The sequence below is a fragment of the Pseudomonas sp. IT-P4 genome, from assembly GCF_949767755.1.
Taxonomy (GTDB): domain Bacteria; phylum Pseudomonadota; class Gammaproteobacteria; order Pseudomonadales; family Pseudomonadaceae; genus Aquipseudomonas; species Aquipseudomonas monachiensis.
This window is the reverse complement of sequence record NZ_CATKPX010000034.1, coordinates 531,355-550,884: the sequence shown is the minus strand read 5'-3', so window position 1 is coordinate 550,884 and position 19,530 is coordinate 531,355. Positions and strand designations below refer to the sequence as shown.

17 protein-coding genes are annotated in these 19,530 nt (G+C 61.1%); 11 read left to right on the top strand and 6 right to left on the bottom strand.

Going from position 1 to position 19,530, the window contains the following annotated elements; genetic code table 11:
* Positions 1-10 precede the first annotated feature (10 nt).
* From ACM6IT_RS15800 to ACM6IT_RS15770, 7 genes are all read left to right on the top strand, one after another.
* Positions 11-1,255, top strand: a complete 1,245-nt coding sequence (locus tag ACM6IT_RS15800; RefSeq protein ID WP_056725295.1) for a DUF3426 domain-containing protein — start codon at positions 11-13, stop codon at positions 1,253-1,255.
* Positions 1,256-1,439: 184 nt separating this feature from the next.
* Positions 1,440-2,450 (top strand): tRNA dihydrouridine synthase DusB, encoded by a 1,011-nt coding sequence (gene dusB, locus ACM6IT_RS15795; protein ID WP_414914265.1) that lies wholly within the window; start codon positions 1,440-1,442, stop codon positions 2,448-2,450.
* Positions 2,447-2,767: a DNA-binding transcriptional regulator Fis gene (fis, locus tag ACM6IT_RS15790; RefSeq protein ID WP_015093301.1), complete on the top strand. Its 321-nt coding sequence runs from the start codon at positions 2,447-2,449 to the stop codon at positions 2,765-2,767. Before dusB ends, fis begins: the two co-directional genes overlap by 4 nt.
* Positions 2,768-2,849: 82 nt before the next feature.
* A complete protein-coding gene (gene purH / locus ACM6IT_RS15785; RefSeq protein ID WP_414918303.1) occupies positions 2,850-4,457 on the top strand; it encodes a bifunctional phosphoribosylaminoimidazolecarboxamide formyltransferase/IMP cyclohydrolase in 1,608 nt (535 codons plus the stop codon).
* A gap of 189 nt (positions 4,458-4,646) precedes the next feature.
* Positions 4,647-5,942 carry a phosphoribosylamine--glycine ligase gene (gene purD, locus ACM6IT_RS15780; protein WP_056725301.1) on the top strand — a complete coding sequence of 432 codons (1,296 nt, stop codon included), beginning with the start codon at positions 4,647-4,649 and terminating at the stop codon, positions 5,940-5,942.
* Positions 5,943-6,042: 100 nt separating this feature from the next.
* Positions 6,043-8,820: a hybrid sensor histidine kinase/response regulator gene (locus tag ACM6IT_RS15775; protein WP_056725303.1), complete on the top strand. Its 2,778-nt coding sequence runs from the start codon at positions 6,043-6,045 to the stop codon at positions 8,818-8,820.
* Between the two features lie 65 nt (positions 8,821-8,885).
* A complete protein-coding gene (locus tag ACM6IT_RS15770) occupies positions 8,886-9,482 on the top strand; it encodes a MarC family protein (protein WP_008053960.1) in 597 nt (198 codons plus the stop codon).
* Positions 9,483-9,566: 84 nt separating this feature from the next.
* Here ACM6IT_RS15770 and ACM6IT_RS15765 read toward each other — a convergent pair whose 3' ends face one another.
* The 6 genes from ACM6IT_RS15765 to cobG form a co-directional block, all read right to left on the bottom strand.
* Entirely contained in the window at positions 9,567-10,217 is a 651-nt protein-coding gene (locus tag ACM6IT_RS15765) for a hypothetical protein (protein WP_056725305.1), read from the bottom strand.
* 46 nt (positions 10,218-10,263) lie between these two features.
* On the bottom strand, positions 10,264-11,079 hold the full coding sequence (locus ACM6IT_RS15760) for a hypothetical protein (RefSeq protein WP_414918302.1): 816 nt from the start codon (positions 11,077-11,079) through the stop codon (positions 10,264-10,266).
* A gap of 206 nt (positions 11,080-11,285) precedes the next feature.
* The gene (gene cobJ / locus ACM6IT_RS15755; protein WP_414918301.1) at positions 11,286-12,989 is read right to left on the bottom strand and encodes a precorrin-3B C(17)-methyltransferase; all 1,704 of its coding nucleotides are present in this window, start codon (positions 12,987-12,989) and stop codon (positions 11,286-11,288) included.
* Positions 12,989-13,720, bottom strand: a complete 732-nt coding sequence (locus ACM6IT_RS15750) for a precorrin-2 C(20)-methyltransferase (RefSeq protein WP_056725311.1) — start codon at positions 13,718-13,720, stop codon at positions 12,989-12,991. Before ACM6IT_RS15750 ends, cobJ begins: the two co-directional genes overlap by 1 nt.
* A complete protein-coding gene (locus tag ACM6IT_RS15745; protein ID WP_414918300.1) occupies positions 13,720-14,346 on the bottom strand; it encodes a precorrin-8X methylmutase in 627 nt (208 codons plus the stop codon). The genes ACM6IT_RS15750 and ACM6IT_RS15745 overlap by 1 nt, the downstream gene beginning before the upstream one ends.
* On the bottom strand, positions 14,339-15,661 hold the full coding sequence (cobG, locus tag ACM6IT_RS15740; RefSeq protein WP_414918299.1) for a precorrin-3B synthase: 1,323 nt from the start codon (positions 15,659-15,661) through the stop codon (positions 14,339-14,341). Before cobG ends, ACM6IT_RS15745 begins: the two co-directional genes overlap by 8 nt.
* A 168-nt stretch (positions 15,662-15,829) precedes the next feature.
* Between cobG and cbiE the strand changes: the two genes are divergently transcribed.
* The 4 genes from cbiE (at position 15,830) to ACM6IT_RS15720 (ending at position 19,507) form a co-directional block, all read left to right on the top strand.
* The gene (gene cbiE / locus ACM6IT_RS15735; RefSeq protein ID WP_414918298.1) at positions 15,830-17,041 is read left to right on the top strand and encodes a precorrin-6y C5,15-methyltransferase (decarboxylating) subunit CbiE; all 1,212 of its coding nucleotides are present in this window, start codon (positions 15,830-15,832) and stop codon (positions 17,039-17,041) included.
* On the top strand, positions 17,034-18,131 hold the full coding sequence (locus tag ACM6IT_RS15730; protein WP_414914257.1) for a cobalt-precorrin-5B (C(1))-methyltransferase: 1,098 nt from the start codon (positions 17,034-17,036) through the stop codon (positions 18,129-18,131). Before cbiE ends, ACM6IT_RS15730 begins: the two co-directional genes overlap by 8 nt.
* Complete coding sequence (locus tag ACM6IT_RS15725) at positions 18,128-18,856, top strand: cobalt-precorrin-6A reductase (RefSeq protein WP_414918297.1); 729 nt, start codon at positions 18,128-18,130, stop codon at positions 18,854-18,856. The genes ACM6IT_RS15730 and ACM6IT_RS15725 overlap by 4 nt, the downstream gene beginning before the upstream one ends.
* A gap of 252 nt (positions 18,857-19,108) precedes the next feature.
* Entirely contained in the window at positions 19,109-19,507 is a 399-nt protein-coding gene (locus ACM6IT_RS15720; protein WP_414918296.1) for a DUF2946 domain-containing protein, read from the top strand.
* Positions 19,508-19,530: the final 23 nt, after the last annotated feature.

Genomic DNA, 19,530 nt, shown 5'->3' with positions numbered 1-19,530 from the left:
GGATCGCCGCATGACCGACAGCTTCGTCACCCAGTGCCCGCATTGCCAAACCAGCTTCCGCGTCAGCCATGCCCAGTTGAGCGTGGCTCGCGGGGTGGTTCGTTGCGGCTCCTGCCTGCAGGTGTTCAATGCCGCCAGGCAATTGCTTGAGCAGGCGAGCAAGGAATCACCGGTCACGACGCCCGTGCAGCCTGAAGAGCCCCTTGAGCCATCGCCACCGCGCGCCATCAGCCAAAAGCAATGGAGCGCGACCGAACTGGACCTGGACAGTCTCGACCTCGACGAAGAGCTCGCCCGGCTCGAGCAGCGGGAAATCCAGCCGACCACCGAACTCGGTCGCCATCGCGACGACTCGCTGAGTGCCCGTCGCGACAGCACCGGGCAGGATGACGAGGAGCCGTGGTCCGACAGCCTGTTCAGTGAGTCGGCGGCCGATCGTGCGCAACTCGACGAACCGCTCGACAGCCTTGAAACGCCAGAGCCGACGGTCGAACCGAGCAAAGCCTCGCGCACCGAACCTTCGCTGTCCCTGGAACCGGTTGATCTCGACGAAGAATCGCAGCCACCTCATTTGCGACTGCACGACCCTCTCGATGCACCGCTGAACCACGAACGCCTGTCGGCCGCCGACGAGAGGGAAATCGACGACAACCTGCCTTCGATCGAACCGCTGCGCAAGCGACGCGAACGCAGCGAACCGGGCGTGCGTGCCGAAGTGCTGCAAGACCTGACCGACGACCCGCTGCAACTGGACTGGCAAAAACGCCGCTCGCCCTGGGGCCGACGCCTGTTCTGGCTGCTGCTGGTGCTGATTGCCGCTGGCGCCCTCGCCGGCCAGTACATTGCCTACCATTTCGACGAACTGGCGCGACAGGATCAATATCGCCCGTGGTTCCAGCAACTGTGCCCGCAAATCGGCTGCACCGTACCTTCCAAAGTCGACATCGCGAAGATCAAGAGCAGCAACCTGGTGGTACGTAGCCATCCCGAGTTCAATGGCGCCCTGGTGGTCGATGCGATCATCTATAACCGCGCGCCCTTCTCCCAGCCCTTCCCGTTGCTGGAGCTGCGCTTCGCCGACCTCAATGGCCATCTTATCGCCAGTCGTCGCTTCAAGCCTGGCGAGTACCTCAATGGCGATCTCGAAGGCATGGCGGAAATGCCTCCGCAAACGCCGATCCACATCGCCCTGGACATTCTCGACCCAGGTGCCAAGGCCGTGAACTACAGTCTGAGCTTTCACTCTCCGGAGTGAAACGCTTCATTGCTCCCGGATTCACGCCGGCTTTCTGACTGCCCCAGGCGAACCAAACCACGGGTAATAACAGAATAACTGTTCAGAATTTGTTCAATTCAGCCTTTATCCAGTCATCGAGAGCGGGTATCATGCCAACCCTTTTTCGAACTCTCATGATCCGGCCCCACAACAGGGAAGTCCTATGTCGGCGGTACGCATCGGCCCATACACATTACATAACAGCTTGATTCTCGCCCCCATGGCGGGAGTCACCGACCAGCCCTTTCGTCAGCTGTGCAAGCGCTTGGGCGCGGGACTGGTCGTCTCGGAAATGGTCACCAGCGACATGAGTTTGTGGAACACCCGCAAGTCGCGCATGCGCATGATCCACGAAGGTGATCCCGAGCCTCGCTCGGTACAGATCGCCGGTGGGGACGCGCAGATGCTGGCGGACGCCGCCCGTGCCAACGTTGAAATGGGTGCGCAGATCATTGATATCAACATGGGCTGTCCGGCAAAAAAAGTCTGTAACAAGGCGGCCGGTTCCGCGCTGTTGAAGGATGAACCCCTGGTAACCGAGATCCTGCAGGCCGTCGTGGCTGCGGTCGATGTGCCGGTTACCCTGAAGATCCGGACCGGTTGGGACCGGGACAACAAGAACGGCCTGACGGTGGCAAAGATCGCCGAACAGGCAGGCATTACGGCGCTGGCGGTGCATGGCCGCACCCGTGCCGACCTGTACACAGGTGAAGCCGAGTACGACACCATTGCCGCGATCAAGCAGGCGGTGTCGATTCCGGTCTTCGCCAATGGCGATATCGATTCGCCGGAAAAAGCCCGGTACGTGCTCGACGCGACCGGTGCCGATGGCCTGTTGATTGGCCGGGCTGCCCAGGGGCGGCCATGGATTTTTCGCGAGATCGACCATTTCCTGCGCACCGGCGAGAAGCTCCCGGCGCTGGAACTGATCGAGGTGGAACGCATTCTGCTAGAGCATCTGGCTGCCCTGCACGCCTTCTATGGTGATGTCATGGGCGTGCGCATTGCTCGAAAGCATGTGGGCTGGTATCTCGCAACCCTGCCGGGCGCCAGGGAGTTTCGCGCCCACTTCAATCGTTTGGATGGTACGGATGCACAATGCGCCAACGTTCGGGGATTTTTCGCCGAGCGTTACAAGAGCCTGACAGGGGACGGAGAGTGGGTGGCCGCATGACGATGATGACCGAGACTTTAGTGAGTGGAACAACACCCGTGAGCGACAACGTGAATTTGAAACAGCACCTCAATACGCCAAGCGAAGAAGGCCAGACCCTTCGCGGGAGTGTCGAGAAGGCGCTGCACAATTATTTCGCCCACCTTGAGGGCGCTGCCGTCACGGATGTGTACAACCTGGTGCTCTCCGAAGTCGAGGCTCCCCTGCTCGAGTGCGTGATGAACTACGTCAAGGGCAACCAGACCAAGGCCAGCGAGATGCTCGGGCTTAACCGGGGCACGCTGCGCAAGAAACTCAAGCAGTACGATTTGTTGTAAGCATTCAATCAAACCAGAAAGGCGCCCGCGTAAAACCGGTCGCCTTTTTTGCTGACTTCCTTTGCTTTTGATGGAAATTGAGATGACCGACCAGACTACCCGCCTGCCGATCCGCCGCGCCTTGATCAGCGTTTCCGACAAGACCGGGATCCTCGAATTCGCCAGGGAGCTTGAAGCCCTGGGCGTCGAGATCCTCTCCACCGGCGGGACGTTCAAGCTGCTGCAGGACAACGGCGTTGCCGCAGTGGAAGTCGCGGACTACACAGGTTTTGCCGAAATGATGGACGGCCGGGTGAAGACCCTGCACCCGAAAATCCACGGCGGGATCCTCGGTCGTCGCGGCATCGACGACGCCATCATGAACGAGCATGGCATCAAGCCGATCGACCTGGTTGCGGTCAACCTGTACCCGTTCGAAGCCACCATCAACAAGCCAGGCTGCGACCTGCCGACCGCCATCGAGAACATCGACATCGGCGGCCCGACCATGGTCCGTTCGGCAGCAAAAAACCATAAAGACGTGGCCATCGTGGTCAATGCCGGCGACTACGCCAGCGTCCTGGAAAACCTCAAGGCCGGCGGCCTGACCTACGCTCAGCGTTTCGACCTGATGCTCAAGGCATTCGAGCACACCGCCGCCTACGACGGCATGATCGCCAACTACATGGGCACCGTGAACCAGGCGGCTGAAACCCTCTCGACCTCCGGTCGCAGCGAGTTCCCGCGCACCTTCAACAGCCAGTTCATCAAGGCCCAGGAAATGCGCTACGGCGAGAACCCGCACCAGAGCGCGGCGTTCTACGTTGAAGCCAAACCTGCCGAAGTGGGCATCGCCACCGCGACCCAACTGCAAGGCAAGGAACTGTCGTACAACAACGTGGCCGACACCGACGCTGCGCTGGAATGCGTGAAGAGCTTCGTCAAGCCAGCCTGCGTGATCGTCAAGCACGCCAACCCGTGCGGCGTGGCTGTCAGCCCTGATGCCGAAGGCGGCATCCGCAAGGCCTACGACCTGGCCTACGCTACCGACACCGAATCCGCGTTCGGCGGCATCATCGCCTTCAACCGCGAGCTCGACGCCGAGACCGCCAAGGCCATCGTCGAGCGTCAGTTCGTCGAAGTGATCATTGCCCCAAGCGTCAGCGAAGAGGCCCGCGCCATCGTCGCCGCCAAAGCCAACGTGCGCCTGCTGGCCTGCGGCGAGTGGTCGGCTGACCGCGCTGCTGCCTGGGATTACAAGCGCGTCAACGGTGGCCTGCTGGTACAGAGCCGCGACATCGGCATGATCGGCACCGACGACCTGAAAGTCGTGACCAGGCGCGCCCCGACCGAGCAAGAGATCCACGACCTGATCTTCGCCTGGAAAGTCGCCAAGTACGTTAAGTCCAACGCCATCGTCTACGCCAAGAATCGCCAGACCATCGGTGTCGGCGCCGGTCAGATGAGCCGTGTGAACTCCGCGCGTATTGCTGCCATCAAGGCTGAGCACGCTGGCTTGCAGGTAGCCGGTTCGGTGATGGCTTCCGACGCTTTCTTCCCGTTCCGCGACGGTCTGGACAATGCGGCCAAGGCGGGCGTGACTGCCGTGATCCAGCCAGGCGGCTCGATGCGTGATGCTGAAGTGATTGCTGCTGCCGACGAAGCCGGCATCGCGATGGTGTTCACCGGCATGCGCCACTTCCGTCACTAATACGGCAACGGTCGCACTGACGCCGGCATCTGCTGCGTTGGAGCCCACCTCGATGATGCTCATTGCCAAAAGGCAACTCCGCTCATCGAGGTGGGCTCCGCCTTGCATCTACCGGCGTCATTGCAACCTCCTAAGGCGTAAAGCGCTTTAGGTTCTAAAACAGAATTAGCGTCATCCGAGGTTTTTGAAATGAATGTTTTGATCATTGGCAGCGGTGGCCGTGAACACGCCCTGGCCTGGAAAGTGGCTCAGGATCCGCGCGTGCAGAAAGTTTTCGTGGCCCCGGGCAATGCCGGTACCGCCATCGAAGCCAAGTGCGAGAACGTCGCCATCGACGTACTGGCGCTTGAGCAACTGGCAGACTTTGCCGAGAAAAACGTTTCCCTGACCATCGTTGGCCCTGAAGTGCCGCTGGTTGCCGGCGTCGTTGACCTGTTCCGCAGCCGTGGCCTGGATTGCTTCGGTCCGACCGCTGGCGCTGCGCAGCTGGAAGGTTCGAAAGCCTTCACCAAGGACTTCCTGGCGCGCCACAAGATCCCGACTGCCGACTACCAGAACTTCACCGAGATCGAGCCGGCCCTGGCTTACCTGCGTGAAAAAGGCGCTCCGATCGTGATCAAGGCCGATGGCCTGGCCGCCGGTAAAGGCGTGATCGTCGCCATGACCCTGGCCGAAGCCGAAGACGCCGTGCGCGACATGCTGGCCGGCAATGCCTTTGGCGATGCGGGTTCGCGCGTGGTCATCGAAGAGTTCCTGGACGGCGAAGAAGCCAGTTTCATCGTGATGGTCGACGGCAAGAACGTGCTGCCGATGGCCACCAGCCAGGACCACAAACGCGTCGGCGACGGCGACACCGGTCCAAACACTGGTGGCATGGGTGCTTACTCCCCGGCGCCGGTGGTTACCGCCGAAGTGCACAAGCGCGTCATGGACCTGGTGATCTGGCCGACCGTGCGCGGCATGGCCGAGGAGGGCAACGTCTACACTGGTTTCCTGTACGCCGGTCTGATGATCGACAAGGCTGGTAACCCAAAAGTCATCGAATTCAACTGCCGCTTCGGCGACCCTGAGACCCAACCGGTGATGCTGCGCCTGCAGTCGAGCCTGGTGCTGCTGGTCGAGGCCGCTCTGGCCCAGGCGCTGGACAAGGTCGAAGCACAATGGGATCCACGCCCGAGCGTCGGCATCGTGCTGGCCGCCGGCGGCTATCCTGGCGACTACACCAAAGGCGCGGCCATCAATGGCCTGGACGCAGCGGCAGCACTGGAAGGCAAAGTCTTCCACGCCGGTACTGCGCTCAAGGACGGTCAAGTCGTAACGGCCGGTGGTCGGGTGCTTTGCGCCACGGCCATGGGTGCCAGCGTCGATGCTGCACAGCAGCAGGCCTACAAGCTGGCGGCTTCGATTGACTGGGAAGGCTGCTTCTATCGCAAGGACATTGGCTACCGCGCCATTGCCCGCGAGCGTGGCGAAAATCAGGAATAAGGTATGCACCGCGCCAGGCAATGAACACCGTTTATTGCCTGGCTATTCCAGCGCCGCGCATCGTTATATTCTGGCATCAACCTAACGAAGGGATTTCGCCGTGCGCTGGCTCAGGATTGCCATAAGCTTGACCGTCACTTTGCTGACCTTGCTCTGCATGCTTCCGGCCCAGGCCGCGCAAGGCAGTGGCTGGGCGGTATTGCTCGACGAACAGGGCGACCTGCAACTGAGCGACATCCGTTCCGCACGCTACACCAATCAATTCAGCCCTATCGAACTCGACCGCCTTACCGCAGCCGAACCCGATGGCGCGCTATGGTTGCGATTCAGGCTTGCACCGGGCAAACACGAACAGTTGCTGCGCGTGTTCGCGCCTGACCTGCGCCAGTTCAACATGTACGTTCTGGACGGCGACAAGCTGATCGATCAATCCAGCACGGGCAACGAACGCCCCCAATCCGAGCGACCATTGCCCAGCAGCGACTTCATGCTGGCCCTGCCGCAAAGCGACAACCCCCTCGACGTGTACCTGCGACTGGCCTCCGACCACCAGTTACGGCCCTATATCACCCTGCAATCGGCGATCCTCTCGGCCGCCAACCAGAACCAGACCCTGATCTATGGCCTGTTGTTCGGTTGCATCGCCATGCTGATCCTGCACAACCTCATCCGCTACACCTACACCCGCTCGCGCAGCGCCCTCTGGTTGGCGACGTGCGAAGGGTTGTTGATGCTCAGCCTGCTGTTGTTGCTGAACCTGGCTGGCCCCTGGCTGCCGGACTGGCATGCACTGCAAACGCCGGGGGCTTACCTGGCATTGATAATGACTGCGCCCTGCGGCCTGATGCTTGCCTATCGTTTCTTCGCCCCGCTCGGGCCGCATCCGCTGAACCGGTTACTGCTTGGCGAGATCCTGCTCATCACCGCCTGCGGCCTGATGCTGCTGTTCGTCAATACCTTGCCACTGAACTTCATTACCTACGGCCTGGTAGCGCTGGCAGGCCTGAGCATGCTGTTCATCAGCGCCTATCACTGGCAAAAAGGTTATCGCCCGGCTCGCCTCTTCGTGGCAGCCATGGTGGTGTTCAACCTCGGGACACTGGTCATCCTGCCCGCCCTGTTGGGGTTGACCCTGGTCGAACCCCATGGCCTGATCACCATCTTGCTGGTGTTCATCTGCATCAGTGGCCTGTTGATGAGCATTGCGTTGAGCGAGCGCCAGCGCCGCATCACCGAAGACCGCTTCAGCATCAGTCGTGACCTGGCAGCCAGCAACGCCGAGATCAACGCCAAGGCCGAGTTCCTGGCGAAGATCAGCCATGAGATCCGCACTCCGATGAACGGCGTCCTCGGCATGACCGAGCTACTGCTGGGCACACCGCTATCGGTCAAGCAACGCGACTATGTGCAGACGATCCACAGCGCTGGCAACGAGCTGCTGACACTGATCAACGAAATTCTCGACATCTCCAAACTCGAGTCCGGACAGATCGAACTGGACGATGTGCAGTTCGACCTCAATGCACTGATCGAGGATTGCCTGAGCATCTTCCGCGCCAAGGCCGAGCAGCAAAACGTCGAGTTGATCAGCTTCATCCAGCCGCAAGTGCCCCGGGTGATCAGCGGTGACCCGACACGCTTGCGCCAGACGCTGTTGAGCCTGCTTGAAAACGCCCTGAAAAAAACCGATGAAGGCGAAATCCTGATCGTCGTTGCGCTCGACGAGCGCAACACCAAACCACGCCTGCGTATCGCCGTGCAGGACAGCGGCGAGCCCATGGACGCCGAAGAACGCGACGCCCTGATGCACGCCGAACTGCACAGCCGGCATTTTCTTTCGGCCACCCAGTTGGGCGGCAACCTGGGGCTGGTGATTGCCCGCCAGTTGATCCGCTTGATGCAGGGGGAATTCGGGATCAAGAGCGGCAACAACCAGGGCAGCACCCTGTGGCTGACCCTGCCGCTGGACCCGGATCGTCTCGAGCACCCGACCTCCGACCTCGACGGCCCGCTGCAGGGTGCGCGGGTATTGGTGGTGGACGACAATGACACCTGCCGCAAGGTGCTGGTGCAGCAGTGCAGCGCCTGGGGCCTGAACGTCAGCGCCGCGTCTTCCGGCAAGGAGGCGCTGGCCCTTCTGCGCACCAAGGCTCACTTGCGCGATTACTTCGATGTGGTCCTGCTGGACCAGAACATGCCCGGCATGACCGGCATGCAACTGGCGGCCAAGATCAAGGAAGACCCCAGCCTGAACCATGACATCCTGTTGATCATGCTCACCGGCATCAGCAATGCGCCGAGCAAGATCATCGCGCGCAACTCCGGGATCAAGCGCATCCTCGCCAAACCGGTGGCCGGCTACACCCTCAAGACCACCCTGGCCGACGAGCTGACCCAACGCAACAAAGGCCTGGTCGTCACGCAACCACTGCCAAACGGCCCGGCACTACCGGTCAAGGTCCCCAGCGACTTCCGCATCCTGGTGGCCGAAGACAACAGCATCTCGACCAAGGTGATCCGCGGCATGCTGAGCAAGCTCAACCTGCAACCGGATACCGCCTGCAACGGCGAAGAGGCCCTACAGGCAATGAAGGCCCAACGTTACGACCTGGTGCTGATGGACTGTGAAATGCCGATCCTCGACGGCTTCTCGGCCACCCAGCAATTGCGTGCCTGGGAAGTCGGCAATCAGCGGGTCCGTACCCCCGTGGTGGCATTGACTGCCCATATCCTGGCCGAACACAAAGAGCGTGCACGCCAGGCCGGCATGGACGGACATATGGCCAAGCCGGTGGAACTGTCGCAGCTGCGTGAATTGATCGAGCACTGGGTCGCCCAGCGTGACCAGCACAATCGCGCAACAACCCAAACGTCCTGAGCCGACAGACTGCGCAACCCCTGATAGACTCCCCCTCGACTTCCCTCGCCAGTGAGCCCGGCACCATGCTCCATGTGTTGTTCAGTGTTTACCTGAAGATGCTGGTGCTCTACAGCCCATTCTTCGTGTTGTCCTGCTTCATCAGCCTGACCCGTGGTTACTCGCGCAAGGAACAGCGTCGGCTGGCCTGGAAAGTAGCGGTCGCCACGCTGGTCTCCAGTGTGCTGCTGTATTTGTTCGGCCGGGTGATTTTCAGTGTTTTCGGCATTACCGTGGATGCCTTTCGTATCGGTGCCGGCAGCGTGCTGTTCATCTCGGCACTCGGGATGGCACAAGGAAAGTCGGCGGTACAGACCGATAACGTGCAGCAGGATGTCACCATCGTTCCGCTGACCATCCCGCTGACGGTTGGCCCCGGCACCATCGGTGCCTTGCTGGTGATGGGCGTGAGCCAGCCGCACTGGGACGACAAGCTCACGGCCATTGTCAGTATTGCCCTGGCCAGTTTTACCGTTGGCGTGGTGCTGTTTTTGTCCGGTCGTATCGAGCGCATTCTCGGCGACCAGGGGCTACAGATCGTTAGCCGACTGATGGGGTTGTTCGTGTGCGCACTGGCAGCGCAGATCATCTTCACCGGGGTCAAGGGCTACCTGGTGCCCTGAAGCGATGGCTTGTGCAAACCCGAAAACAAGGCCCTGTGCATCAATCACAGGGCCTTGTCGTTTACTGCGGGCAAAGCCTTTTAATCAGGACTGAAGTTTACGCACGAACACCTTTTTCGAATAAGCTTCGATTTTCTCATGGACCCGTTTACGGTAGTTTTCAAACGCCCGTCGGTCGAACACGAACACCCCGCCATCGGGAATGATCGCCAGCTCTCGATCGAACTCGCGCCACAGGAAAAAGTCACTTTCAATCACGGTCGCGCTGTAGCGCAAGCCAAGCAGGCAGACGATCACTTCACCCGAGGCGAGTCGCTCGCAAGGCGCGCACTTGAGGATACCCGAGCCGCCTTTGGCAACATTGCTGCGAAAGAACTCCCAGGCAAACTCATCCAGCCGCAACGCTTTATAGGTGTCCTTGAAGAGCTGGCCCAAGCGCTCCACGCCCACGCTGCCCATCACGCGGTAGCTGGCACTGAGCAACTGGTGGACACTATTGACCCGGATCGGCTCCGCCGGAACGATGGTCTTGAGTGTGTATCCCGTCTTGAGCAATCGCCCTTGAAAGTAATCGAACCAGGCCTTCCTCGACGCCTGCCCCGGATATTTTTCATTGGCCGCCAACTCCGCATACAACAGACAGTCCTGAATATCCTGCTGATCTTGCAAGTCCACACTTTGCGCAAAAGACAACAAGCAACCGCCCACTACAACAGCATTAACAGACGCTGGCATATTCACCCCACACAGTCAGTATCCTGATCGATTAAGCCCGCCAACCTTATTGGCCTGTCAGTTGTTTGAAAAGGCCATCGCCAAACTCGTCGTTATAGGAATAAATCATGCTTTTCTTTCGATCAAATGCACGCCGATTAAACTTGCGCACACCCGCGCCCTGGAAAATCTGCAATCCTCGGGTATTGTAAGTCACGAATAAAAAATTGCCGTTGTATTCCTTGTCCACCAAGTCAAGGCCGCCCATCAACATGGACATGCCACCGCCTGGCCTTGCAATGCAAGGCACAGCCTTGAAGCTGACGACGTCGTTTTTCTTGCTGCCGGCATCGACAATCTTCAGTGCCTCATTATCGCCCTTAAGCTTGCTGAAACCCGACGCCACCAGGTCCAGGACGCCGCTCGAACCTCCGGAAATGACGGTCGCCAGCACCTGCAACACGGCCTCATTCATCGTGATGGTGAGCTGTTTGCTGACATATTTCTTGTAGGTGAAGCTTTCCGTCACCCAGCCCGCCGCCAACAATGCTTCGTTGTACTTCAGGTAGCGCTCTTCGTTACTGGTTTCCTTGGGCAGGCGCCGGACCACCGCTTCAGCAAACTGCTGGCAGTCCAGCGCATCTTGCCTGTCGTCTTCCGAAAGCGCCTGGTCGAAGACCACCAGCGAGGAGCCTACTACCGAAGACCCCACACCTTGCGCCGACGAATCACTCGATGCGGTGCTCAGCATCGAGATCGAACGCTTAGTCCGCACTCTTGGCGCGACGTTCTGTAGTTCTGCCGCAACGCCTTTGAAATACCTATCCTGCATGGCATCATCAAATGCGACTTGAGCCATTGAGTAATTACTTATATCGGTCATTTAAACTTCCTTTTAATAAATAAGCCGCCTCATGCGACCAGCTGAAAACTAAAGCGCAGAGCTGAACCGGTCAAAGTAAAAATACTTAGAACTTATTTCATGAGTTATTAGAAAAAAGCCCGCGACAACTTTCGTCAGCCGCAGGCTTTACCATCAGTTACTTATTAACTTGAACATCGGCGACCTTTGAGCAAAGTCGCTTTCACTCAGGTAGCCGGTTTGCGTGGGTACCAACGAGGCGTGTAGACCCACTCTCCGCCTCCAGCGCGAGGAAAAACACAGGTCAGGGATGAACCGATCAACACCATGGTGCGCATGTCGACCTGATCCGGGGTCAACTGGCCAAGAGTGGTGGCCCGCAGCGTTTGCCCCGGACGCCCGATATCCCGCCCCAACACCACAGGAGTCTCAGGCACACGGTGCCTGGCGACGATGTCCAGTGCCTGGCCCAGTTGCCATGGTCGTGAACGCGAGATCGGGTTGTAGAAGGCCAGTGCCAGATCGGCTTGTGCGGCCAGATCCAGGCGTTTCTCGATGATTGCCCATGGCTTGAGGTTATCCGACAGCGACAGTACACAGAAGTCATGCCCCAGCGGCGCACCGGCCTGGGCGGCCGTCGCCAGCGATGCGGAAACCCCCGGCAGAATTTCCAGATCGACGTTGTGCCAATGGACGTCGGTGGACTCGTGCAGCGCCTCAAGCACCGCAGCGGCCATGGCGAAAACCCCCGGATCGCCTGAAGAAACCACCACCACCGAGCGCCCTTGGGCCGCCAGTTCGAAAGCGTGGCGGGCACGCTGCATCTCTTCGCGGTTGTCGGTGCAATGCAGCACTTGATCGTCGCGAAACGGCCCGGCCATGCGCACGTAGGTTTCGTAGCCCAATACATCGTTGGCGCGGGCCAGTTCAGCCTTCACAGCCGGCACCATCAACTCGGCAGCACCTGGCCCCAGGCCGATCACGGCCAAACGACCACGAGGCCGGCCAATCTGCAACGGGTCCAGCGGTTGCTCTGCTACCGCAATGGCAACAGTGTCGTTACCAAACATGGAGACGGGTTGGCCCACGGCAGTACGCAGACGTTCGCCGAGCACGGTCCCTGCCGGGGCAAAGCGCAACGACACGCCCAATTCAAGCGCTGCTTCACGCAACGCCGCGCTGGCCATTTCGGTGTCGTCGGCCAACAGACAGGCCAGCGACTGCCCAGCGATCCCTGCCTGATGCAAGGCCTCGCGCACAGCCTCCGCGACGTTCACCAGATCAGCTTTCACGGCGACCACCACATTGCGCGGGTAGATCAACAATTCGTTAACCGCGGGAGCCCGCTCGGCATGACCGACATGCACCGCCAGTCGGGCCTGCGCATCTTCGGGCAACTGCGCCTGCGCCAGCCACGGTGCCTCACCCTCAATGCGCACCGTTTCGCCAGCCAGCAAATCGGAAACGAAACGCTTGCCCGACTCCAGATCGCCCAGGGCATAGCCGCTCGGCGGATTGAGCAGGCAGGTGCCGAAACGCAACTCCCCGCTGGTGGTGATCGCAGCGGATACCTCAAGCGCAGCGCCAATTTCCCGGGCCATGACATTCACGCCGCCAAGACCGCCCAACAGGGGAACCACGGCACTGCCGTCTTCGGCCACCGCCAATACCGGTGGTTCGACACCTTTTTCCAGCAACAAGGGCGCCAGCGTACGGATCACGATCCCGGCCGCGCACAGGGCAATGATCGGTGTGCCCTGTTGATAGAACTCGCGCAGGGTCGCACCGAACTCGTGATAGGCCAGATCCGCGCCGTCGACCCGTTCGGCCAGGCCATGGATCAGGGATTCGGGGTACACCTGCTGAATGCTGCGTGCGGTAGCGAGGCTGCCATTGCCAAGAATGACAATCGCCGGAACTGGACGGGTCATCAGCCTTGCCACCTTTCACCAGGAACGATGATCAACGAGAAGTACGGTGAGGACATCGGCTCGACCTGATCCAGCGGCACGATCTTCTGATTGGCCATGGTCGCACGCTCGACGTACAGCGCACGCTCGGCCAGGCCGAGTTCTTCCAGTACCTGGCGAACCTTGGGAAAGTTGCGCCCCAGCTTCATGATCACCGCCGCATCGGCATCGGCCAGGCGACGCTTGAGTTCGTCGTGCGGCAACACGCCGGACAACACCGACAGACTCTGATTGCGATACACCAGCGGCGCACCGAGCACCGAGGCGCCGCCAAGCATCGAGCATACGCCGGGAACGACTTCAGCCTGATAACGCTCGGCGAGCCGATCGTGCAGGTACATATAGGAGCCGTAGAAGAACGGATCGCCTTCGCAGATCACCGCCACGTCGCGGCCGGCATCCAGATGCGTCGCCAGTTCATTGGCGGCGTCATCGTAGAAGTCGCTGATCACTTGCTCGTAGGACAGCGGCGCCGGTAAGGCTTCTGTGGTCACCGGGTACACTAGCGGCAACAAATTCTGCGCTTCCTGCAGATGCGCCTCGATGATGCCGAAGGCGTTGCCCTTCTTGCCCTTGGCCACGAAGTACGCCACTACCGGCGACTCGCGCAGCAAGCGCAGAGCCTTGACGGTAATCAGTTCCGGATCACCAGGGCCGACGCCGAGGCCGATCAAACGTCCAGGTTGCTGCATTATTCGATCTCCGTGGCGAGGGCATTGACAGCGGCGGCGGCCATGGCGCTTCCGCCCAGGCGACCTTGCATGATGACAAAAGGCACGCCACGGCTGTCGGCCGCCAGCGCAGCCTTGGATTCGGCGGCGCCAACGAAGCCTACTGGAAAACCGAGGATCAACGCCGGTTTCGGCGCGCCGGCGTCGAGCATTTCCAGCAGATAGAACAGCGCCGTCGGTGCGTTGCCAATCACTACCACGCTGCCTTCGAGATGCGGACGCCATAGCTCCAGTGCAGCGGCTGAGCGGGTATTGCCCAATTCACGGGCAAGCTCTGGAACGCTCTCATCGCGCAAGGTGCAGATCACCGTATTGTTCGCCGGCAGGCGCGCGCGGGTCACACCTTCGGAGACCATCCGCGCATCGCACAGAATCGGCGCACCGGCCGCCAGCGCATCACGCCCGGCCTTGCCCGCCCCTTCGGAAAACTGCAAGCCGTCGATGGCATCGACCATGCCGCAGGCGTGAATCACACGAACGGCGAGTTTCTCCAGATCGGCCGGGATTCGGTCGAGGTTGGCCTCGGCGCGAATGATCGCGAAGGAGTTGCGATAGATCTCCTGACCGTCGCGGATGTAATCAAGCATCAAGGGGGCTCCGTGAGCGGGCGTCGAGCAAGGTCGCGACCGCTTCAATAGTAAGGTTGCGTGCGTGCAGCGCGCCGAAACCCGGCTGCGCTGCATCGCGAAAATAGAGATCGTAGTGACCGGGGGTGACAGCCAGTAATGTGACGGGCGCCGTATGCGCGGCGGCGCAGGAACGCGGGCAACCGCTCAGGTGTATGTTCAGTGCCGGTCCATGGCGGTGCAGCACTGCGGCCAGTTGCAGGGCATCGCCCTTGGTCTCGGCCAAGCCTTTACCGCAACCGTTTGAGCCGGTGCAGGCGATCAGCCGGGACAATGGCTGATGGGCTTCACACTGCAAGCCAAGAGACTGCAATTGCCGAAATACCTCGGCGGCATTTTCCGCGCGGACATTGGGCACCAGCAGACTTTGCCAGGGTGTGAAGCGCAGACTGGAATCACCGAACTTGCGTGCCAGTTGTGCCACACCCCGCAGCATCGCGGGATCGAGTCGCCCCAGCGGCGGGACGGCCCCCACATATACAACACCGGACTCGGCCTGGGGATGGGCCCCCATGTGCAAATCACTGGAGCCCAAAACCCGCTGCCAACCGACAACGGTTTGCACCGGTACTCGCTCGGCCAGTCGAGACAGCATGCCCTCGACCGGGTACTCGGCCAGCAAATGGCGCATTCGCGTCTGCTCGGGGCGCGCCAGTTCAAGGAACAACTCAAGGACCGTGACCACCAGTGCGTGCCCGTCAGCCAGCGCAACCGAACCGGCGGGGCTGTCCGTCGGGCATCCCGCCAGGCCGAACGCCAACCGTTGCTCGCCGTCTTGTTCAAACGCCGAGAGCCACAGGTCATGGGGATGTTCGAGCATCGTCAGTTCTTCAGCGCCATCAAGCTGCACGGCGAACTTGGCACTGAGGTCGTGGAACGCCTCCTGGCTTTGCAGTGTGGCGAGGATCTGCCCGGCCAGCGGGCGAGTGTCGAACAGCATGCGCCGGTCGATCCCGGCGCTGGGGCTGAGCATCAGGTTGCGCACATCGTCGCCAGCCGCCGTACGCGGCCCCAGTCCGGCGGCCAGCAGGCTGTCGATCAACGCCGCTTGCTCGTTGCCGATGCCACGAATCTGCAGGTTGGCCCGGTTGGTCGCCTCGATCGCCCCGCTGGCATAACGCTCTGCCGCAGACGCCACGGCCTCCGCCTGGTCGCTACTGATCGAACCACCGTCCAACTTGATCCGGCAGATGCCGCCATCCAGCGCCGGGACAATACGCAGCAACCCCGGACAGGCCGAGGGGCGTAAGGCAGCGGACAGCGGACGTTCGTTCAAGGCGGACCCGTACAAGTGGCGAGGCAGTTCACGGCGAAAGTGCGCGGTATTATGCCTGCTTTACTTCGCTGCATGAAAAGACTCCGGTCGGGAAGACAAGGCAGTCAGCTCAAGGAACCCGCGCTATCATGCCGCCCAACAACGTTGAACGTGTGATTGAGGAATGGCATGGCACCCTGGCTGACGGTAGTGGGCATCGGCGAAGACGGCTTCAAGGGCTTGGGCAAGAACGCCCGGCATGCGCTGTTGCGTGCCTCGAAAGTCTTCGGCGGCCAGCGGCATCTGGATTTGCTCCCGCCGTGCATACGCGGAGAGCGCCAGTCGTGGCCGAGCCCCTTCAGCCTTGAGTCGCTGCTGTCGAACCGTGGCGAGCCCGTTTGCGTCCTGGCCAGTGGCGATCCGATGCTCTTCGGCGTCGGCGCCAGCCTGGCCCGGCAACTCCCCTCGGCCGAAATGCTGACGCTTCCCGCGCCCTCCTCCTGCTCGCTGGCTGCGGCGCGAATGGGTTGGCCCTTGCAGGAAGTGGTCACGTTGTCGGTGGTTGCCCGCCCCGTCGCCGCACTCAACGCGCAACTGTTCAGCGGCGTGCGCTTGCTGGTGTTGAGTAACGACGGCGGCAGCCCCACCGCCATCGCCGCACTGCTGCGTGAACGTGGTTTCGGTCCGAGCCGGATAACCGTGCTCGAACATTTGGGCGGTGAAGCCGAGCGGCGTGTCGACGGTATCGCCAATGACTGGAGCGATCCTTTGATCGCCGACCTGAACCTGATCGCCATCGAGTGCATCGCCGAGCCGAACACGCTGCGCCTGTCGCGACTGGCCGGCCTGCCGGACTCTGCCTTCAAACACGACGGCCAACTGACCAAGCGCGATGTACGCGCCATCACCCTCGCGCGCCTGGCGCCCATCCCCGGCGAATTGTTGTGGGATGTTGGCGCCGGCAGTGGCTCGATCGGCATCGAATGGATGCGCGCCCACCCCGCTTGCCGCGCACTGGCCATCGAGGCCGATGAAGGCCGACAAGGGTTGATCGAACACAACCGCGATGCCCTCGGTGTTCCCGGCCTGCAACTGGTTCGCGGCAATGCGCCACAGGCCTTGGCCGGCCTGGAGCGACCGGATGCGATTTTCATTGGGGGCGGCGTCACCCGAGAAGGCGTGCTTGATACCTGCTGGGCCGAACTCAAACCCGGAGGCCGGTTGATTGCCAACGCTGTCACCCTGCAAAGTGAAATGACCCTGATGGCCTGGCGCGAGCAACACGGCGGGGAGTTGACCCGCATTCATATCGCGCAAGCACAACCTCTGGGTGACTTCGACACTTGGCGCCAGGCCTTGCCGATTACCTTGCTGGATGTGACGAAACCCTTCGATGCGTGACGAAACAGCCGAACAACCCGCCCCCCTGCGCAGTGGCCTGACCACCGGCAGCTGCGCCACGGCCACCAGCCTCGCCGCCGCGCGCCTGCTGCTGGCTGGCACAGAGGCCGATGCGGTGGAAATCGTATTGCCCAAAGGCAAGCAGGTTCAGATGCGCCTGGAGTTCTGCCGCCTCACCGAGGACGGCGCCGAAGCGGGAACTCTCAAGGATGCTGGTGACGATCCGGACGTGACCCACGGTGCCCTGCTCTACTCCCAGGTGCGCCTGAGCGCCGAACCGGGGACACGCTTCAAGGCCGGTCGCGGCGTCGGCACCGTGACCCGGCCCGGGCTGGTGCTGGGTGTCGGCGAGCCCGCGATCAACCCGGTGCCACGAAAAATGATCAGCGAACACCTGGTCCGACTGGCCGACGAACTCGGCTATAGCGGTGGTTTCGAGGTCACGGTCAATGTCGAGAACGGCGAAGCACTGGCACTGAAAACCATGAACCCGCGCCTTGGCATTCTTGGCGGCCTGTCGATCCTCGGCACCAGCGGCATCGTCCGGCCGTTTTCCTGCGCGGCCTACATCGCCTCGATCCATCAGGGCATCGACGTGGCGAAAACCAACGGTTACCTGCATATTGCCGCCTGCACCGGCAATGCAAGCGAAGACACCATGCGCCGGGTCTACAACCTTCCGGAAATCGCTTTGATCGAAATGGGCGACTTCGTCGGTGCCGTGCTCAAGCACCTGCGCAAAGTACCGGTGGATAAACTCAGCCTGTGCGGTGGTTTCGGCAAGATCAGCAAACTGGCGGCCGGGCACATGGATCTGCACAGCCGTCATTCGAGCATCGACCTGCCGCAACTGGCGTTATGGGCAGCACAGGTCGGCGCCGATGCGGCGTTGCAGCAAAACATCCGCGAGGCCAATACCAGCCAGCAGGCGCTGGCCATGGCCGCCGCAGCCGGGGTCGCCCTGGGTGATGCAGTCTGTCAGCACGCCCTGGACTTTGCCCGTAGCGTCGTGCCGGCGCAGGTTCAGGTGGAAGTCTTCGCCATCGATCGCCAAGGCGGGATCGTTGGCCATGCCGGAGCATTTCAATGAAACGCATCCTGTTGCTCGGCGGCGTGACCGAAGCCATGGCGATTGCCCGCACGCTGGGACCGCAGCATATCTACAGCCTGGCCGGTGTCGGTCGGGTGCCGACCGATCTGCAATGCCAGGTGCGCGTCGGCGGCTACGGCGGTGCCGAAGGCCTGGCGCAATTTATTCGCGATGAAGGCATCGATCTGCTGCTCGACGCCACTCACCCCTACGCCGCCAGTATCAGCCAGAACGCCGCGACCGCCGCGCGCTTGAGCGGCATTCCCTGCTGGGCGCTGCGCCGTCCGGCCTGGCAAGCCCAGGCGAGTGATGACTGGCGGGAAGTCAGCGATTGGGCCGGACTGATCGATGCCCTGAAGCCCTTTCGTCGACCGCTGTTCACCCTCGGTCGCGAGCCCCTGCAACACCTGGACGAAATTCCTGCGGAGCAATTCTGGACCCTGCGCGCACTGGACGTGTACCCGGGCAACGAGCGCTGCGAAGTGATCGGCGCACGTGGGCCCTTCCTGATCGACGATGAACGTGAGTTATTCGAACGGCGAAACATCGACGTGCTGATCAGCAAGAACAGCGGCAGCACGGCGACCGAGCCGAAGCTGGAAGTGGCGCGTGAGCGTGGGGTACCGGTGATTGTCTTGAAGCGGCCGGTGTTGCCGGGAGTTGATCGGGAGTTTGAGGGTGTGACAGAAATCCTGACGACCCTGTCGCTCTTCGACGGCTCCTGATCCCCCGTCCGCCGGGACTTTTCCTACGACACCTTCGGAGTACACGGATTATCCACTCCAGGTCTCCACCCTATAGTCCGGCGGATTCTGAACAAAGCTCCAGCACTACTGACGCTTTGAAATTCACGACTATTATGAAGGCTACGAAAGGATGGCGCTGCGACACCAAACCGCACGTCGCCTTTTTACTTATCGGCCCTGATCAGGCTAAATAGCCCGCGCCTGATCGCCCACCCAAACGGATTTTGTGCCATGTCCCGACAACGGCTCGCAATTGCCTGGATAGCCTGCTTCGCAGTGCTGTTCAACATGCTCGCCATGCCGATGTCCGGAGCGATGGCAAAAACGGCTAATTCACCTGCCGAGCAGTTGTTGTGGGGCAGTTTCTGCAGCTCCAGCGGCGCCAGGATGGTGGCGATTTCCATCGGTGACCTTGAACAGAAAGCCCCGCAAAACGACGATCATTCCAACATGCAGCATTGCTGGTGTTGCTCCGGTTCTGCGCCATTGGTGGCGTTGCCGGGGCATTCGCCGCAGCTGTATTTCGCACTCTTCGAATCCAACCGAAGCCTGCCCGCCACCTCCCTCGACAGCCCGTCGCCGCGCCAGCAATGGCCGAGTCTCAACCCCCGCGCGTCCCCTCTGGTGTGATTTTTTCTCGCAATTGACTGCGT

Coding starts and splice junctions, on each gene's coding strand:
- ACM6IT_RS15725 (WP_414918297.1), top strand. CDS start 18,128: ATGAAACGCATCCTGTTGCTCGGCGGCGTGACCGAAGCCATGGCGATT.
- ACM6IT_RS15745 (WP_414918300.1), bottom strand. CDS start 14,346: ATGCTTGATTACATCCGCGACGGTCAGGAGATCTATCGCAACTCCTTC.
- fis (WP_015093301.1), top strand. CDS start 2,447: ATGACGATGATGACCGAGACTTTAGTGAGTGGAACAACACCCGTGAGC.
- ACM6IT_RS15730 (WP_414914257.1), top strand. CDS start 17,034: ATGCGTGACGAAACAGCCGAACAACCCGCCCCCCTGCGCAGTGGCCTG.
- ACM6IT_RS15760 (WP_414918302.1), bottom strand. CDS start 11,079: ATGACCGATATAAGTAATTACTCAATGGCTCAAGTCGCATTTGATGAT.
- ACM6IT_RS15750 (WP_056725311.1), bottom strand. CDS start 13,720: ATGCAGCAACCTGGACGTTTGATCGGCCTCGGCGTCGGCCCTGGTGAT.
- ACM6IT_RS15800 (WP_056725295.1), top strand. CDS start 11: ATGACCGACAGCTTCGTCACCCAGTGCCCGCATTGCCAAACCAGCTTC.
- purH (WP_414918303.1), top strand. CDS start 2,850: ATGACCGACCAGACTACCCGCCTGCCGATCCGCCGCGCCTTGATCAGC.
- dusB (WP_414914265.1), top strand. CDS start 1,440: ATGTCGGCGGTACGCATCGGCCCATACACATTACATAACAGCTTGATT.
- purD (WP_056725301.1), top strand. CDS start 4,647: ATGAATGTTTTGATCATTGGCAGCGGTGGCCGTGAACACGCCCTGGCC.
- cobJ (WP_414918301.1), bottom strand. CDS start 12,989: ATGACCCGTCCAGTTCCGGCGATTGTCATTCTTGGCAATGGCAGCCTC.
- ACM6IT_RS15720 (WP_414918296.1), top strand. CDS start 19,109: ATGTCCCGACAACGGCTCGCAATTGCCTGGATAGCCTGCTTCGCAGTG.
- ACM6IT_RS15765 (WP_056725305.1), bottom strand. CDS start 10,217: ATGCCAGCGTCTGTTAATGCTGTTGTAGTGGGCGGTTGCTTGTTGTCT.
- ACM6IT_RS15770 (WP_008053960.1), top strand. CDS start 8,886: ATGCTCCATGTGTTGTTCAGTGTTTACCTGAAGATGCTGGTGCTCTAC.
- cbiE (WP_414918298.1), top strand. CDS start 15,830: ATGGCACCCTGGCTGACGGTAGTGGGCATCGGCGAAGACGGCTTCAAG.